Annotated in this window: 15 protein-coding genes and 1 riboswitch; of the genes, 2 read left to right on the top strand and 13 right to left on the bottom strand. The window is 55.7% G+C overall.

Going from position 1 to position 16,999, the window contains the following annotated elements:
- Positions 1-25 precede the first annotated feature (25 nt).
- The 7 genes from GC56T3_RS04385 to zapA form a co-directional block, all read right to left on the bottom strand.
- Positions 26-1,726 (bottom strand): long-chain-fatty-acid--CoA ligase, encoded by a 1,701-nt coding sequence (locus GC56T3_RS04385; RefSeq protein ID WP_013144553.1) that lies wholly within the window; start codon positions 1,724-1,726, stop codon positions 26-28.
- 83 nt (positions 1,727-1,809) lie between these two features.
- Entirely contained in the window at positions 1,810-1,974 is a 165-nt protein-coding gene (locus GC56T3_RS19570) for a hypothetical protein (RefSeq protein WP_013144552.1), read from the bottom strand.
- A gap of 13 nt (positions 1,975-1,987) precedes the next feature.
- Positions 1,988-2,395: a DUF350 domain-containing protein gene (locus tag GC56T3_RS04380; protein WP_015375560.1), complete on the bottom strand. Its 408-nt coding sequence runs from the start codon at positions 2,393-2,395 to the stop codon at positions 1,988-1,990.
- A gap of 14 nt (positions 2,396-2,409) precedes the next feature.
- A complete protein-coding gene (locus GC56T3_RS04375; protein WP_369769991.1) occupies positions 2,410-4,764 on the bottom strand; it encodes an endonuclease MutS2 in 2,355 nt (784 codons plus the stop codon).
- 20 nt (positions 4,765-4,784) lie between these two features.
- Positions 4,785-6,509 carry a DNA polymerase/3'-5' exonuclease PolX gene (gene polX / locus GC56T3_RS04370; protein ID WP_013144549.1) on the bottom strand — a complete coding sequence of 575 codons (1,725 nt, stop codon included), beginning with the start codon at positions 6,507-6,509 and terminating at the stop codon, positions 4,785-4,787.
- Between the two features lie 90 nt (positions 6,510-6,599).
- A complete protein-coding gene (locus GC56T3_RS04365) occupies positions 6,600-7,139 on the bottom strand; it encodes a CvpA family protein (protein WP_013144548.1) in 540 nt (179 codons plus the stop codon).
- Positions 7,132-7,407 carry a cell division protein ZapA gene (gene zapA / locus GC56T3_RS04360; RefSeq protein WP_013144547.1) on the bottom strand — a complete coding sequence of 92 codons (276 nt, stop codon included), beginning with the start codon at positions 7,405-7,407 and terminating at the stop codon, positions 7,132-7,134. Before zapA ends, GC56T3_RS04365 begins: the two co-directional genes overlap by 8 nt.
- 111 nt (positions 7,408-7,518) lie before the next feature.
- Between zapA and rnhC the strand changes: the two genes are divergently transcribed.
- Positions 7,519-8,454, top strand: a complete 936-nt coding sequence (gene rnhC / locus GC56T3_RS04355; protein ID WP_013144546.1) for a ribonuclease HIII — start codon at positions 7,519-7,521, stop codon at positions 8,452-8,454.
- Between the two features lie 617 nt (positions 8,455-9,071).
- On the opposite strand, the gene GC56T3_RS04350 is transcribed toward rnhC, so the two are convergent.
- From GC56T3_RS04350 to GC56T3_RS04340, 3 genes are all read right to left on the bottom strand, one after another.
- Complete coding sequence (locus GC56T3_RS04350) at positions 9,072-9,737, bottom strand: type 1 glutamine amidotransferase domain-containing protein (protein ID WP_013144545.1); 666 nt, start codon at positions 9,735-9,737, stop codon at positions 9,072-9,074.
- Positions 9,738-9,962: 225 nt separating this feature from the next.
- Positions 9,963-13,127, bottom strand: a complete 3,165-nt coding sequence (locus tag GC56T3_RS04345; protein ID WP_013144544.1) for an MMPL family transporter — start codon at positions 13,125-13,127, stop codon at positions 9,963-9,965.
- Positions 13,124-13,576 (bottom strand): MarR family winged helix-turn-helix transcriptional regulator, encoded by a 453-nt coding sequence (locus tag GC56T3_RS04340; protein WP_013144543.1) that lies wholly within the window; start codon positions 13,574-13,576, stop codon positions 13,124-13,126. Before GC56T3_RS04340 ends, GC56T3_RS04345 begins: the two co-directional genes overlap by 4 nt.
- A 278-nt stretch (positions 13,577-13,854) precedes the next feature.
- Between GC56T3_RS04340 and GC56T3_RS04335 the strand changes: the two genes are divergently transcribed.
- Positions 13,855-15,135, top strand: coding sequence for an alkaline phosphatase (locus GC56T3_RS04335; RefSeq protein ID WP_013144542.1), 1,281 nt, complete (start codon positions 13,855-13,857; stop codon positions 15,133-15,135).
- Positions 15,136-15,289: 154 nt separating this feature from the next.
- Here GC56T3_RS04335 and crcB read toward each other — a convergent pair whose 3' ends face one another.
- The 3 genes from crcB to modA form a co-directional block, all read right to left on the bottom strand.
- Complete coding sequence (crcB, locus tag GC56T3_RS04330) at positions 15,290-15,640, bottom strand: fluoride efflux transporter CrcB (RefSeq protein WP_013144541.1); 351 nt, start codon at positions 15,638-15,640, stop codon at positions 15,290-15,292.
- On the bottom strand, positions 15,640-16,029 hold the full coding sequence (locus GC56T3_RS04325) for a CrcB family protein (RefSeq protein WP_013144540.1): 390 nt from the start codon (positions 16,027-16,029) through the stop codon (positions 15,640-15,642). Before GC56T3_RS04325 ends, crcB begins: the two co-directional genes overlap by 1 nt.
- 52 nt (positions 16,030-16,081) lie before the next feature.
- A riboswitch (Fluoride riboswitch) is annotated at positions 16,082-16,144 on the bottom strand.
- A 48-nt stretch (positions 16,145-16,192) separates the two neighbouring features.
- A complete protein-coding gene (gene modA, locus GC56T3_RS04320; RefSeq protein ID WP_013144539.1) occupies positions 16,193-16,984 on the bottom strand; it encodes a molybdate ABC transporter substrate-binding protein in 792 nt (263 codons plus the stop codon).
- Positions 16,985-16,999: the final 15 nt, after the last annotated feature.

The following is a 16,999-nucleotide window of genomic DNA, read 5'->3' as shown; positions in this document are numbered from 1 at the left end:
AATGAATGAACCATCATTCATATTTTCATTTTACGGGCAATTCTGCCGATTTGTCAAGCTTCTTTTTCTCCTCTTCCACCAACACGCGGCGCAAAATTTTGCCGACCGCCGTCTTCGGCAATTCGCTGCGGAACTCGTAGATGCGCGGCACTTTGTAAGCAGCCAGGCGCTGGCGCATAAACGCGTCAAGCTCCTGTTCGCTGCACATCTCCCCTGGCTTTAACACGACGAACGCTTTCACCGTCTCGCCGCGGTACGGATCCGGAACGCCGATCACGGCCGCTTCCTGCACTTTCGGGTGCTCGTACAGCGCTTCTTCGACTTCGCGCGGGTAAATGTTGTAACCGCCGGCGATAATGACATCTTTCTTGCGGTCGACGATATAAAAATACCCCCGCTCATCCATATATCCAATGTCACCTGTATACAGCCATCCGTCGCGCAGCACTTGCTCGGTCTCTTCCGGACGATTCCAGTAACCTTTCATCACTTGCGGCCCGCGCACGACGAGTTCTCCACGCTCTCCCGGCTTTGCTTCCTCACCCGTTTCCAAGGAAATGATTTTCGCGTCCGTATCCGGCCACGGGACGCCGATGCTTCCTTTCACCCGCTCCCCGTCCCAAAGGAAGTTGCTGTGGGTGACAGGGGACGCCTCGGTTAACCCATAGCCTTCAATCAATTTTCCGCCCGTCGCCCGCTCAAACTGCTCCTGCACCTCGACCGGCAGCGGAGCGGAGCCGCTGATGCAGACGTTGATCGAGGATAAATCATATTTCGGCAAATCCGGATGGTTCAACAAAGCGATGTACATCGTCGGCGCGCCTGGGAACATCGTCGGCCGGGTGCGCTCGATTGCTTTTAATGTTTGCTTGACATCAAAGCGCGGGAGCAGCACCATTTTGCTCGCCATCATCACGGACAAATTCATCACCGTCGTCATGCCGTACACGTGGAAAAACGGAAGCACACCGAGCACCGTTTCTTTTCCTTTTTCGCATTTATACACCCAATGGGCGCACATGAGCGTATTGGCGATCAAATTGCGATGCGTCAACATGGCCGCTTTCGGATGCCCCGTCGTGCCGCCTGTATATTGCAGCAGCGCCACATCTTCCACCGGATCGATGTCCACCCCGATCGGAGCGGTTTCCTTCTGACTGACGATCGTGCGGAACATATGAACGGTTTCGCTTTCCTCGATGCGGACGATGGGCATGTTTTGCTTCCGCTGCACAAGCGGATACAGCCATTTCTTCACCGTGGGCAAATAATCTTGCATTCTCGTGACAATCCAATGTTTGACCGGCGTCCTCCCTTTCACCTTTTCCGCCTTTGGATACAGAAGATCCATCGTCACGAGCACCGAGGCGCCGCTGTCGTTCAGCTGGTATTCAAGCTCATACTCGGTGTAAAGCGGGTTCGTCTGCACGACGATGCCGCCGGCTAGGAGCGTCCCGTAGTAGCTGATGACGGCCTGCGGGCAGTTCGGCAGCATCACCGCCACCCGATCCCCTTTTTTCAATCCGATCGTCCGCAAATAATGCGCGAATGTCAATGCTTGCTCGTACAGCTCGCGAAACGTCATCGTCTTTCCGAAAAAGTCGATCGCCTCATGGTCTCCGAATTGTTCCGCCGTCTCCCGCAAATGGTCGGAAAGCGTTTTCTTTGGATAGTCGAGCGTATGCGGAATCTCCGGCGGGTAGTGAGCGAGCCACGGTTTTTCCATATGCAATCCCCCCTTGCTTCTATTTTATTTTACTTTTTCTAATTTTTCATCAAAAAAAAAGAACGCCGGGCTTGAACCGAGCGTTACCAAAACCAGTACACCAAACCAACGAAGAAAAAGCACGCGCAGATGACAAACAAGATTTTCGCCAGCACATCGACCGATCGGTTGCGCACGGCCATATAGACGATGCCGGCGATTAAAAGCAGTCCGACGGCGATCAACAACCATTTGACTACTGCGTTCATTCGTTGTTCCCCTTTACTGAATGCCTTCGCCGATGACAAACGACAAGCCGACGGAAATCACCATGGAAATCAAGCCGACGGCCCGGTTGTCATTGGCAATTTCGTCATCAATATTGAATTTCGGCGTCAAAAATTCGTAAATAAAGTACGCGGCGAGCAGAAGCAAAAACCCGTACAGCCCCCAGCCAATCATCGACGGCAGCGACTCATGGCGGGCGAGCGCATAGCGAAAAATGTTGGCGATGCCGAAAATTTTCCCGCCGGTTGCCATCGCCACCGCCACATTGCCTTTGCGAATCTCTTCCCAGTTTTTGTACTTCGTCACCAATTCAAATACGGCTAAAAAGACGACGATGCACAACACGGCGACGCTGAAATTGGCCGCCGTTTTCACCATGTCGTGCTCCCAAAACGACGCCATTGCCATCGCCCCCATCATTTCAGTTCCACGATCGTCACCCCGGTGCCGCCTTCATTCGCCTCTCCGAACCGGAAGCTTTTCACCGCCCGGTGTTGTTTTAAAAACTGCTGTACTCCTTGGCGGAGCGCGCCCGTCCCTTTGCCGTGGATGATCGAAACGCGCGCATATCCGGCGAGCACAGCATCATCCAAGTATTTCTCAAGCCGAATGAGAGCGTCTTCGTACCGTTCGCCGCGCAAGTCAAGCTCGAGACTCACATGGGCGTCCTTGCCTTTCACCGTCGCAATCGGCGTCACATCTTTCGCCGACGCGCTGCCGATATACTCCAAATCGCGTTCACGGATTTTCATTTTTAAAATGCCGAGCTGCACTTGCCATTCGTCGTCCGACACTTTTTCGATCAAATAGCCTTTTTGGTTGAGGCTCGTCACCTTCACTTCATCACCCGGCTGGAACACATGGCGTGAAGCAGCCTTTTTCGCCTTTTTCCGCTTCTCCACTTTCGGCATAGCGGCAGCGAGCCGCTGTTTCGCCTCGACGAGCTCATGCTCTTTCACTTCCGCCTGCTTTTCTTTTTGCAAGCGGCGCAGCTCTTGAATGATCCGCTCGGCTTCGCGTTCCGCGGCGCGGATGATGTCGGCTGCTTTTTGCGTTGCTTCCGCCAGCCGCTCCGCTTTTTCTTCTTCGAGCTCTTCCCATTTTTGTTCCCATTCGGCGCGCAGACGCTCAGCCTCCTCCAGCGCCGCCCGCGCCCGCGCTTCCTCTTCCTCCGCTTGCTTTTTGCTTCGTTCAAGCGACGCGATCATGTTTTCCACGTTATGGCTTTCCGCGCTCACTTGCGCTTTCGCCCGCTCGATGATGCGTTCATCAAGCCCAAGGCGGCGCGAAATATCAAAGGCGTTGCTGCGGCCGGGGATGCCGATCAACAGTTTATACGTCGGGCGGAGCGTTTCGGTGTCAAACTCGACGCTGGCATTCACGACGCCGGGGCGGTTGTAGCCGTACGCTTTCAACTCGGAATAATGCGTCGTCGCCACCGTCCGCGCCCCGCGCCCGTGCACTTCATCCAAGATGGCGATGGCGAGCGCCGCCCCTTCCTGCGGGTCGGTGCCAGCCCCAAGCTCGTCAAACAGCACAAGGCTTTCACCATCGACATGGCGCAAAATATCAACAATATTGACCATATGGGACGAGAACGTGCTCAAGCTTTGTTCGATCGACTGCTCATCGCCGATATCGGCGAAAACGGAACGGAACACCGCCGCTTCCGATCCGTCGGCCGCCGGGATGAACAGCCCCGCTTGCGCCATGAGCGTCAACAAGCCGATCGTTTTTAACGTCACCGTTTTTCCGCCGGTGTTCGGCCCGGTGATGACGATCGTCGTATAGTCGCCGCCGAGTTCAATGTCATTGGGCACCGCCTTTTCTTGATCCAGCAGCGGATGGCGTGCCTGCAAAAAGCGAAGATAGCCTCGGCTATTGACCGCTGGCTTCGCGGCTTGCAACCGGCGGGCGTATTTCGCCTTGGCGAACGCAAAATCAAGCGCCGCGAGCGCTTCGACCGCCCGCGCAAGCGGCTCGGCCTGCTCAGCGACTTTTGCCGAAAGTTCGCGCAAAATGCGTTCGATTTCTTGCTTTTCTTTCGCCCGCGCTTCGCGGAGCGCATTGTTCAACTCGACGACCGCCTGCGGTTCAATAAACAGCGTCGCCCCGGACGCTGACTGGTCGTGGACGATGCCGCCGTAGGCGCCGCGATACTCTTGTTTCACCGGGATGACATATCGGTCATTGCGGATCGTAATGATGGCGTCCGACAGCCGCTTTTGCGCCGACGGCGAGCGGATGATGTTCTCGAGTTTCTCGCGGATGCGCGCTTCCACTGACCGAATTTGCCCGCGCAGCGAGCGGAGGCGGTCGCTTGCGGCATCCAGCACTTCGCCATGGTCGTCGATCGAGCGGCGAATGTCATGTTCAAGCGCCGGCACCTCCACGAGCTCATCGGCATAAGTGGACAGACGGTCCAATCCCCCGTGCTCTTCATGCAGATCCATAATCAGCCGCTTCATTTGCCGGCTTGCGGCCGAGGTGGCCGCCACTTCAAGCAGCTCTTGCGGGCTGAGCGTGCCGCCGATCGCCGCCCGTTTCAAATGAGGGCGAATGTCCACCGCTCCGTCAAGCGGCGCATAGCCAGCAAGCCGCAAAACAGCGGCGGCTTCATCCGTTTCGTCAAGCCAAGCGGCCACCTCCTCCAAGTCGGATGACGGCATGAGAGCGTCGATTTTTTCCAAACCGAGCGGCGAGGACGCATGCTCAGCCAACTGCTTTTTCACTTTGTCAAACTCCAAGGTGTGAAGCACTTTTCGTTGCACGTATCTGACCCCCAGCTGATTCATTTCTTTCGTTTGTCGCGCAAAAACTGTTGCAGCTTTTCAAGCGGCCATGTGTTGATGACCGTTTCCTTATAGATCCAACCTTTTCTTGCCGTCGCTACGCCGATCGCCATATCCTCGAGCATGTCCAAATGGTGGGCGTCCGTGTTAATGGCAATATACGCCCCCGCTTCCTCGGCTTTTTTCACGTAGGCCGCCGACAAGTCGAGCCGGTTTGGGTTGGCGTTTAACTCAAGCACCGTGTTCGTCTCCGCCGCCAGCTCGATGAGCCGCTCGATATCGACGTCATAGCCGTCGCGCTGGCCGATCAGCCTTCCGGTCGGGTGGGCAATGACATCGACGTACGGGTGGCGAAGCGCCGCCTCAAGCCGTTTCATGATCGTCTCGCGCGGCTGTTTGAACGCAGAGTGAATGGCGGCGATGACAAAATCAAGCTCCTTGAGCACGTCATCGTCGTAATCGAGCGTCCCGTCCGGCAAAATATCCATCTCAATGCCGGCCAAAATCGTAAAATCCGAATAGCGCGCGTTCAGCCGCTCAATTTCCTCGCGCTGGCGCCGCAACCGATCCGGGGTCAAGCCGTTGGCGACTTTCAAATAGTGCGAATGGTCGGTGATGGCGATATACCGGTAGCCGCGGCGGCGGCACGCCTCGACGAGCTCCGCAAGCGAACATGCTCCGTCGCTCCACGCCGAATGCATATGCAAATCGCCTTGAATGTCTTCAAGGCGCACAAGCGGCCGATCAGCGGAAAACCGCTCGATTTCCGTGCCATCTTCACGCAGCTCCGGCGGAATGTGCGGCAGCCCGAAATGGGCGTAAAACGCCGCTTCATCCGGGAACGTTTTCACCTTGCCTGTCGCTTCGTCTTCCACGCCGTATTCGCTGATTTTCTCGCCGCGCTCTTTGGCGAGCTGGCGCATGCGCACGTTATGCTCCTTCGATCCGGTGAAATGATGAAGCGCGGTCGCGAATTGCGCCTCGCTGACCAGCCGAAAGTCAACGGCCACTTCATCCTCATACTGGAAAAGAAGCGACACTTTCGTCTCCCCAGCGGCGAGCACCCCGCGGACGCGCTCAAAGCCGAGCAGCCCGTCGCGCACCTCGGCCGGACGGTCGGTAGCGATGACATAATCCAAATCTTTCACCGTTTCGTTCAAGCGCCGCAAGCTGCCGGCCCGCGAGAAGCGAATCACGCCATCAAGACAAGCGAGCTGGCGTTCAATGTCCGCCGCGATCGCGAGCACCCGAGCGAGCGGCAGCCGCTCGGGGCGTTTGCCTGCCTTTTCAATGGCCGCAAGCAGCTTTTCTTCCGTTTTCGCGCCAAAACCGGCAAGCGCGCGCACTTTTCCAGCCAAGCACGCTTCTTTCAATCCGTCCATATCGACAATGCCAAGCTCCTGATGCAGCTTGGCGATTTTTTTGCCGCCAAGCCCCGGCAGTTTGAGCAAGGCGAGCAGCGTCTCCGGAACATCGTGTTTTAGTTCATTCAGCACCGACGACGAGCCGCTCTTGATAAATTCGGTGATGATCGCCGCTGTGCTTTTGCCGATGCCAGGGATGGCGGTAAAGTCGCTGATCTCCGTCAGGCTTCGTTCATCCGCCTCCAACGCGCTTGCCGCCTTGCGGAATGCGTTCACTTTAAACGGATTCTCCCCTTTGATTTCCAAATATAACGCAATCGTTTCCAACAGGCGGATGACATCTTTTTTGTTTATGTCCATGCCGTCCCCTCTCTTTCCAACACCACGGCCACATTCCAGCAAACACAGTCATGAATCGGTGAAAGCGTTTGTCGTCCTTCAAGCAGGTCATCAGACGCGGCCATGAATCCACCAGTTGCCAAGCATCTCCGACAACACCGGCGTATGTTTCACAATCACGGTCGCCATGAGCGAATGCTGCAGCTGCTCCTGCACGCTGTCAATCGGCACGAGCGCCCCGATATACAAAAGCAAAAAGACGAGCAAATACACTTCCGCAAATCCGAGCGCCGCCCCCGCCAGACGGTTGACGCTGCGCAACAGCGGTAGCTGGGCGACGAAATCGAGCATCGAACCGACGATTTGAAGCACGATTTTCACCACAAAAAATAAAAGAGCAAAGGAAATCGCTCGATAATAGGCATCGTCTAAATGGGTGCTCTGAAACAGCAGCTTCATCGTCTCCGGATCGCCGAACGTCGGATATGGAATCCAAAGGCGCAATGTCGGCACCAACCGTTCATAATACCGGTAAGCGACGTAAAAGGCAATGAAAAACCCGGCCATATGAATGAATTGGAGAATAAAGCCGCGCTTCAGCCCGATCATCGCCCCCAGCAGCAGGATAAACAGCAGCACGACATCAATCATCCTGTTTCCCGTCCTTTTCCTGTTTCAGCTTTTCCGCCAGCCGTTGATATTCTTCTTTCAATTTGAGATACTCACTGGCGATGTTGACGGCCGTCAACACGGCCAGTTTCGGCACATCGAGCATCGGATTTTTCTCACTGAATTCATGCATTTTATCGTCAACGAACGCCGCCACGAGCCGGATATGGGCTGGGCTTTCCGCGCCGACGATCGTGTAGTCTTGACCATAGATGCGGACGCTCACCCGCGTTTTTGGCTGTCCTGTCAAACTTTCTCCCCCATTTCGCAAAATCCTACTGTTTATCATATCATGAACGCTGGTATAATGGAAAGATGCGACACACAGCGACGATAGAGAAGATAAAGGAGCGATCGAACGTTGTCAAACTATGTGATTCAAGCCGACCAACAGCTGCTTGACGCCTTGCGCGCCCACTACGAAGACGCCTTGTCCGACCGGCTTCCGGCTGGAGCTTTGTTTGCCGTCAAGCGCCCGGATGTCGTCATCACCGCCTACCGCTCGGGGAAAGTGCTGTTTCAAGGGAAAGCGGCGGAGCAAGAAGCAGCCAAATGGATGGGGAAGAGGGGGGCTGATCCAGGCAAACGACAGGAGAGAGAGACCGCCTCGCCCCCATTGGAACGTAGGCTCGAGAAGCTTTCTGCGATCGGTTCGGATGAAGTCGGCACCGGGGACTATTTCGGCCCGATCGTCGTCGCCGCCGCCTACGTTGATCGGTCGCATATCGCCAAAATCGCGGCGCTTGGCGTGAAAGATTCGAAACAATTGAACGATGAGGCGATCAAACGGATCGCGCCAGCCATCATGGAAACGGCGCCTTATGCCGTCACCGTGCTTGATAACGCCGAATACAACCGCTGGCAGCGAAGCGGCATGCCGCAGACGAAAATGAAGGCGCTGCTTCACAACCGGACGCTCGCGAAACTCGTTGACGCCATCGCGCCCATCGAACCAGAAGCAATCATCATCGACGAATTTTTAAAACGGGATTCGTATTTCCGTTACCTTTCCGATGAAGATCGCATCATCCGCGAGCGGGTGCATTGCCTGCCGAAAGCAGAAAGCGTGCACGTGGCGGTCGCCGCCGCCTCGATCATCGCCCGCTATGTGTTTTTAGACGAAATGGAGCGATTATCCCGCGCCATCGGCCTCCCGCTTCCAAAAGGCGCCGGCTCCATCGTCGATGAAGCCGCCGCCAACATCATCCGCGCGCGGGGGGCGGAAGTGCTTGAGACATGCGCCAAGCTTCATTTCGCCAATACGAAAAAGGCGCTTGACATCGCCAAGCGCCGGTAGTGGTTTCCATCACACCCATGGGAAACGGCAGCGTTGGCTCCGTTGCACAGGTCGCCCCGTAGTAACTGAACGACACCGTTTCCCCCCATACCACATATTGGGGTGTTATGAAGAAAAATCGTTTTTCATCCGCAAACAACCAAAAGGCTGTCCCCATCCAGCCTAGTGAGCCGGGATCATTAGACAGCCTATTCTGCCGCGCCATCGATGGCCTTCGATTTTTCCGTTGCTCGTACAAAATAATCCATTCCAGCAGAACGTGAAAGAATTGTAATCCCGGTACGGTACGTCAAAATATCCCTTATCTTCATCAGTCGTCCGGGATGCCGCCCCATTAAGCACTGTCAGTTCTTCGGAATTTTGTTTTGGTGTAAAAAATCGATTGCAGCTTCACTACCTTACCATGACAGATGAAAGTCCAAAAACGCTTACGATATCAATACATAAAAATGGTTTGCTAACTGGTGGTCGACAACATACGTGGTGAATCGAAAAGAGTTCTCCACAAACTCTTGACTGACCGGGATTCATTTCCGGACAACGGCCAGAAAATCGTGCCAAAAAAAACAAGACGCGCCAAAAAAGCAGCGTCTTGTCACAAGTTCAGCCGATATCGCTCACGCCAGTTCTTCCAGCGCGGCGACGACTTTCTCCGCCGTGCTTCGGCTTGATTGCGGGTTTTGTCCGGTGATCAAGTTGCCGTCGCGCACCGAGAAATCGGTCCACTTCTCGCCGCGGACGAAATTCGCCCCGCGCAGGCGCAAGGTGGACTCGAGCAAAAACGGCATATGCACATCCAGTACGACTTCGCGTTCTTCTTCGTCCGTAAACGATGTGACCGTTTTTCCTTTCACAATCGGCGTGCCGTCTTTGTATGTGGCGTTCACCAGCCCCGACGGACCGTGGCAGACAGCGGCGATGATCCGGCCGTCTTCGGCAAACTGCTGCAAGACGTATTGCAACGTTTCGTTGTCCGGAAAATCGAACATCGTTCCATGTCCCCCGGGAAGGAAAATGGCGTCAAACCCGTTCGCATCGTCTTTGCTTAAGCGCGCCGTGTTGTTCAGCGCCGCTTCCGCCTCGGCCCAAGACGGGTCTTTTTCATTGATGCTGCGCGGGTCAAGCGGCACATCACCGCCTTGAATGCTCGCCACTTTCACGTCATACCCTTTTTCTTGAAACACCAAGTACGGCACGGCAAACTCTTCAAGCCAAAGCCCGGTTTTGTGGTCGTCGGTGATCGTCGTATGGTTCGTCACCACCATGAGCACTCGTTTCGACATGCGGCAGCCCTCCTTTAGGTTCTGGAATGTTCTCTACTACTCATCATACTTTACGTTGGGCAAAAGCGGAAAAAATATGCTTGTGAAATGGAATCATTATTGAGGGGAATCAAGCAACACGAATAGAACATATATTCTCTTGATTAGAAGGACGACATCCTTTCCGTTCTCCCTAAAAAAGAACGCCGCTTCCTGGATCTCGGGAAGCGGCGTTGGCCCGCCTTCTTAACTGATTTTTTGTTGTTCCAGTCCGGTTGTCTCGCTTGCCGGCTGCCGAAACGGCCACCAGTTCGCGCGGCCGAACGTGCGGACCATGACCGGCACGAAAAGCGGCAGGACGACGAGGGCGTAAAGCAGGAGCCCTGTCAGCACAATCGTCGCAATTTGCAAAAGCGACAAGACGCCGGACGGATACATCGCGGCGAACGTTCCGCCCAAAATGACGGCGGCCGAGATGATGACCGTCCCCATATGGCCCATCGCCGACAGCATCGCTTCCTTCACCGGCCGGCCGCGGTATTCGTTGAACCGATCCATGAGGAAGATGCTGTAGTCGATGCCGAGCGCCAACAGCAACACAAAGGCAAAGAACGACACCGCCCAGTTCAAGCCGGCGTAGCCGAGGCCGTTGACGAAAATGAGCTCGGTGACCGCCATCGATGTGTAATACGTCAGGACGAGCGACAAGATCAAATAGAGCGGCATGATAAGCGAACGAAGGAGCACTGCGAGCACGATGGCGATGCCGATCAACATCAGCACGGCCGTCCGTTTATAGTCGGCGTTTGAGATCGCCTGCAAATCGGCGTACGTGCTCGTCACGCCGCCGACAGCGATCGTCGCGTCTTCCCATTTCGTTCCTTTCACTGCCCGTTCGGCCGCGGCGCGAATGTCATCCACGCGGCTGAGCGCCGATGTCGAATACGGATTTTCTTTTAAAATGACATCGAACGTCACGATGCGCCGGTCTTTTGACATATACGCGTCTTTCGCCTGCGCAAAGTCTTTGCTTTCGCGCGCCTCTTTCGGCATGTGCCAGCCAGCCATGTCTTTCTCCTTGGCCGATGATAAATCGGCTAAATACGTTTCCGCCGTTCCGAGGCCGTCCGCCACTTTATGCAGCCCAGACGCGCTTTGGTCCAAGCCGTTTACGAGCTGGCCGAGCTGGCCGCCAAGCGCGGAGAAATGCTCAAGCAATTGGCGCTGGCCGCCGTTCACTTGCTCAAGCCCTCGGGAGAATTGCGGCAGTTTTTCAACCGCCTGTTTCTGGCCGTCGGCCGCTTTCGTCAATCCGGCTTCGAGCTCCGAAAGCCCGGCGATGATCCGGTCCAAGCCGCCGTTGACCGCCGCTTGACCAGCCGCGAGTTGGGCGAACGATTCGTTCGCTTTCACCAAACCGGCGCGCGCCTGCTCAAGCGCCCCGTTCAATTGCGTGAGGCCGTCCGCCATTTGGTTCGTCTTTTCGGACAAAGCGGCGACCGTCATTTTCGCTTGTTGGTATTGCGCGTCTTGCGTGAGTTCCGGATGCGACTGCTCGACTTGCGCAAGCATCGTTTGCACGGCGGCGAGCTGAGCGGCGACAGCTTTTAATCCCGCTTCGATTTGCCGGTACTGGCCGCTTAGCGCTGACAGCCCTTGTTCTGTCTGCTTGTAGCCGTCAAGCAGCTGCGTGGCGCCTTCCTGCAGCTTTTTCGCGTTGTCGCGAAGCGTCACTAAGCCGTTTTGCAGCTCGCCGGCGCCCATCGCTCCCCGGCGCACCCCTTGTTCAATTTGACTGAGACCGGTTTGCAGCTGGCGCAGGCCGTCTTCAAGCCGCTCTGTTCCGGAGACGAGCTGGCCGATGCCGGACGACGCCTGCTTCAACTGCGGTGCGGATGAGGACAATTTTTCGCTTGCCGTCTCGAGGCCGGCGCCGATTTTCTCAATCCCCTCTTTGCCGGCGCCAAGGCCGTCTTTGAGCTGTTTCGCCTGTTCGGTGACATACAGCTCCTGAATCGGCTCTCCCGTCGGACGCGTCGCCGAGCGGACGCTCGCCACGCCGTCAACTTTTTCGATCTCACGGCTCATTTTCTCAATTAACGCCAGTCCTTCTTCCGAATCGAGCGGCTCTTTGCTTTTCAATACCACCTGCGTCGGCATGGCATCTCCCGGATTGAAATGATCGGCAATGATGTCAAACGCTTTGACCGAACGATAATGATCGCCGATCTCCTCCATGGAATCAAACGACAGTTTGCCATCATACGTCGCCAACACCGGCACGGTCACGACGGCGACAATCGCCAGCGCCAAAAGCGGACGGGCGAACGCAAATCGGCCAGCCGCAAGCCAAAGCCGGCTTTGCCCGTGCTCGAGCTTCCCGCGCACCGGCCAAAACAGCTTCTCGCCAAGCACGGCCATGAAAAACGGCACAAGCGTCACGAGCGCCAAAAGCAGCACCGCGACCCCAACGGCGACGGCCGCCGCCGATTGGTACAGCTTAAACGTCGACAACCCGATCGCCGCAAAGCCGATCATGACGGCAATGCCGCTTGCCGCCACCGTTTTCCCAGCCGTCCGGTACGTGGCGATAATCGCTTCCACCCGATCGCCGCGTTTCGCCAGTTCTTCTTTAAACCGGCTCAGCAACAAAATGCAATAGTCGGTCCCGATGCCGAACAACACGGCGACTAAAAACGTTTGCGTAAACGTTGACAACGGAAAGTTGACTTGATCGACCAAAAACGCCACGACCGACTGCGAGACGACATACGTCGCCCCGACCGCGAGCAGCGGAATGAGTGGCGCCACCGGCGATCGGAACACGGCGAGCAACACAATTAAAATAAAGACGACCGTGATCCCCTCCGTTTTCTTCACGCCTTCCTGCGAGCTCGTTACGACATCTTCATCGATCATCCAGCCGCCGGTGAAATAATGCTCGACCTTGACGCCATCGACCGCTTTATACAGGGCGTCAGTCAATTGCTTCGCCGTCCGCCCAGCCGGGTCGATGCTGACGGAAATGAGCATCGTCGTTCCATCTTCGGAGATGAGTTCTTTTTCCAGCTCCCGGTTGGCAAACGGCGAGACGATGTCCGTGATATGAAGTTCCTCTTTTTTCTTTTCGAGCGCGTTTACCGCCCGTTCAATCTCTTTTTTATCGTCCGCCGTCAGCCCGCCTTTTTGGTAAAAGACAAGCACCGCGGATCGTTCATTTTGTTTGTTTTCCTGGCTGTTCGCCTCTTTGATCAGCTTTGCCGCCAATGACGACGAGTAGCCGTCCGGCACGCTCAGCTGCCCTTTCTCGCGGACAAGCTCGCCCATGTTCGGCGCCGTCGCCATGAGCACGGCCGCGATGGCGATCCATGCCGCAAGTACGAGCCATTTTCCTTTGATGATCGCTCTCATGTCGCCTCTTCCACCTCCTGCAGCACGCGGGCCAGCCGCTCATACGTGCGGATGAACGCTTCAATTTCTTCTTCCGGAAAGCGGGCGATCACTTCTTCGACGAGCCGGTAGACGTTTCGGTCCATTTCCGCGATCCACGCTTCCCCTTGCTCCGTCAGCGATAAGACGATGACGCGCCGGTCGTTTTCGTCACGGTCGCGTCGCAGCCAGCCTTTGTCGACGAGGCGGTTCGTCATCGCCGTCACCGCGCTTTTGTTCACGCCGAACATCGCCGCGAGCTCCGTTGACGTGCACGTCCCCCGCCGACGGATGTAGCGAAGCAAATAATATTGATCGTGCGTCATCTCTTCGCAAAGGCTGCCTTTGACAAGCGCCGCCCCCCGTTTCATCACAAGAAACGAGACGGACAAATAGCGGTCAATCCATTCGTCGATGGTTCGTCCCGGCATTGACTCACCTCCGATGGTTCAATCATTGAACAATCAACCAGATTCAACAGTAGATGGAGAGCTGTCATCCGTTTTGTTCAACTGTTGAACTATTAGTAACGATACCAAGGAAAAAAGAGAAAGTCAACAAGGAATGTTGCCAAAGGAGAAACCATTCTATCGTCCAATCTGAATAGAGAGGAAATTTTTTCAAAGCCATTACATTGCATTCACGAACGCTTAACATCTGGCTTGTACAATAAAAATGACAAAATCATCTGAAAAGGGAGAGGAGAACGATGTTCCAATCGAAACGCCGCACGGCTTTGCTCATCGCCGGGCTGAGCGCCGGACTGGCGCTGCATCAAGCCGGGCAAGATGCATGGGCCGCCCCAGCGAAACAATCGAAGCCGTCTGAGGTGAAAAATGTCGTCCTTTTTGTCGGCGACGGCATGGGCACAGCGCATCGCAACGCCATTCGTCTCGCTACAAAAGGATTGAGCGGAGAATTGGAAATGGACAGCATGCCGTACAGCGGCCTCGTCCATACGAACTCTGCCGACTCGAAGTCATTCATCACTGACTCTGCTGCTGCGGCGACCGCGATGGCGACGGGCGTCAAAACGTACAACGGCGCCATCTCTGTTGATTTGCAAGGAAAACCGGTGGAAACGATTTTGGAACAAGCGAAAAAAGCCGGCAAGGCAACAGGACTTGTCACGACCGCCCAAGTGACGGACGCCACGCCGGCTGCGTTTGCCGCCCACACCGCCAATCGCTCTGCCCAAAGCGACATCGCCAAGCAATACATTGAACAAACGAAAGTGGATGTCATTTTGGGCGGCGGGGAAGATTACTGGTATCCTTCTGGAAATCCCGGCTATTACCCCGACCATCCAGCCGAAGATCCGGAAGAAGCAAGCAAAGGCACGCAAGGAAACTTGGTTGAACGCGCCAAGCAGCTCGGCTACACGTACGTCCGCACCGCCGATGAGCTGAAACAAGCGTCCGGCCGCAAGCTGCTTGGACTGTTTGCCAACGAAGAAATGTTCCAGCAACGCCCCGAAGGAGAAGGAGATGTGTACAATCCCGTCGTGTCGCTGCCCGATATGACAAAAAAAGCGCTTGACGTGCTGTCGCAAAATAAAAAGGGCTTTTTCCTCGTTGTCGAAGAAGAAGCCATTGATGAAATGAGCCATGAAAACAACGGATCGCTCATGATCAAAGCGGGCCAGCAGCTTGACGAAGCGGTCGCCGTAGCGAAACAGTACGCCAAGCGCCATCGGGATACGCTCGTCCTCGTGCTCGCCGACCATGAATGCGGCGGCTTGACGATCGAAACGCCGGGCGGCACGGATGAGTCGGGAGACGGCAAAACGATCTCCGGCGAAGACGGCCCGTTTCCAATCGCCCGCTCTACGCAAACGTTCGCCCTCGACTGGACGACAACGGGCCACACCGCCGCCGATGTGCCGCTGACTGCCATGGGACCGGGAGCGGAGCGATTCACCGGCATTTATGAAAATACGCGCATTCATGACATTCTCGAACAATTATTGTTTGGAAAAAGCAAAAGATAACGCCATCCGTGTTTCGAACGTTGTCCTTCATCGATCTCCGTTTCCCCGCGAACGAATCGTTTGCGGGGAAACGTTTTCGATCTCCTCTCGCTCAAAGAACCGCGATCTCTTTTCTCCCCGATAAGAAATCAAGCCCGTTTTTCATTGCTGCTGATCACCGCCCCACATGATAACCGATCCATGCAAGACAAACGCCCAACAAGTATGTAGCCGCCAAATAAACGACAACCTTCGCCCACTGGCGTTGCTGCATCATTTGCACGCTTTCCCATTTTAAGGTCGAAAACGTGGTGAACGCGCCCATAAAGCCCGTGCCAACAAGCAGTTTTGCGGCATCGGCGGCGCCGCTTCCGGCGAGCCAGCCAAGCAAGAAGGACCCAAGCAAGTTGACAATGAGCGTCCCTATAGGAAAACGCGGCGAACGCCGAACCGCCCAGCGGCTGACGGCATAACGGCAGATGGCGCCGAAAAAACCGCCGATCGCCACAAACAGCGGTGCGTACATTATCCAATCCCTTCCTTCCGTTCCGGTTGAGCGGCGGCATATCCAGCCCATGAGGCGAGCAACCCGCCAAACAGGCTGGCAGCGATATAAACGGCCGCCATGCCAAAGCGCACTTGTTCCATCAATTCCACACATTCAACGCTAAGCGTCGAAAACGTCGTATACGAACCGACGAACCCGGTCGTTACGGCTGTTTTGAGCCATGGCGGCCACGCGGGGCGGCGGGTGAACATCACGGTGAACCAGCTGAGCAAAAACGAGCCTGTCCAGTTGATGAAAAGCGTCCCGAGCGGAAAGCCGCCGACGGCGGCGGCGGGAACAACCAAACCGAGGCCATAGCGGACAAGCGCGCCGATCATGCCGGCTGCGCCGACAGAGAAATAGACCAATGATGATTCCCCCTTTTGAATAACGAAAATAAACAAACTCCTGCCGCTTCTACACGCAGCAGGAGTCATCAGCCGGAAGCCGGCGGTTATGGCGAACTCCATCGCCTATTCGATTGGCATCGCCTTTATTTTACCATATATCCTCTCCCGATGGGAAGCAGATTCAACGGCTTGGTCGGAACCCGTGTTGTTCGAATATTTGGAGCGCCTGTTCGCTCGTCAAATAATCATACAACTCCCGCGCCTCCTTGAGATGTTTGCTCGTCTTGACAACACCAAGCGGATAGACGATCGGGTCGTGCATGCCATCCGGAACGGCGGCGGCGATCTTGACTTTGTCCGACACGAGCGCGTCCGTCCGGTACACAAACCCGGCGTCGACGTTGCCGGTTTCCACGTACGTCAGCACTTGACGAACGTCTTTCGCGTAAACGAGCTTCGCTTTCACCTGCTCCCACAGCCCCGCCTTCTCCAACGTTTGTTTGGCGTACATGCCGGCCGGCACCGACTCGGGGATGCCGATCGCCACTCGTTTGGCGCGGGTGATGTCATCGAGCGACTGAATCGCCCCTTCTCCTTGTTTCGGAACGATGAGCACCAGCTCGTTGGCGAGCACGGTTTTTTCGTGTTTGGAATCGATCAGCCCTTCCTTTTTCAGTTCCTCAAATGGCTCGGCAGCCGCGGAGAAAAAGAGATCGACCGGCGCCCCTTCGGAAATTTGTTTTTGCAAGGCGCCCGACGCGCCAAAATTATATTGGATGCGGATGTTCGGATGCTTTCGTTCAAACGCCGTTTTCGCTTCTTCCAGCGCTTCTTGCAGGCTGGCGGCGGCGGAGATGGTGAGCTCCACTTTGTCCGCCGATTTCGTTTGCCCAGCCCCCTCTTTCGAACCGCTGTCGCAGCCATACAAGCCGAACAACAAGACCACCGCGACAAGCCATGCCATTTTTCGCATCTACATCCCCCTTAT

Source organism: Geobacillus sp. C56-T3 (assembly GCF_000092445.1).
Lineage (GTDB): Bacteria > Bacillota > Bacilli > Bacillales > Anoxybacillaceae > Geobacillus > Geobacillus thermoleovorans.
The sequence above is the reverse complement of the archived record's forward strand: the minus strand, read 5'-3'. Positions and strand labels throughout refer to the sequence as shown.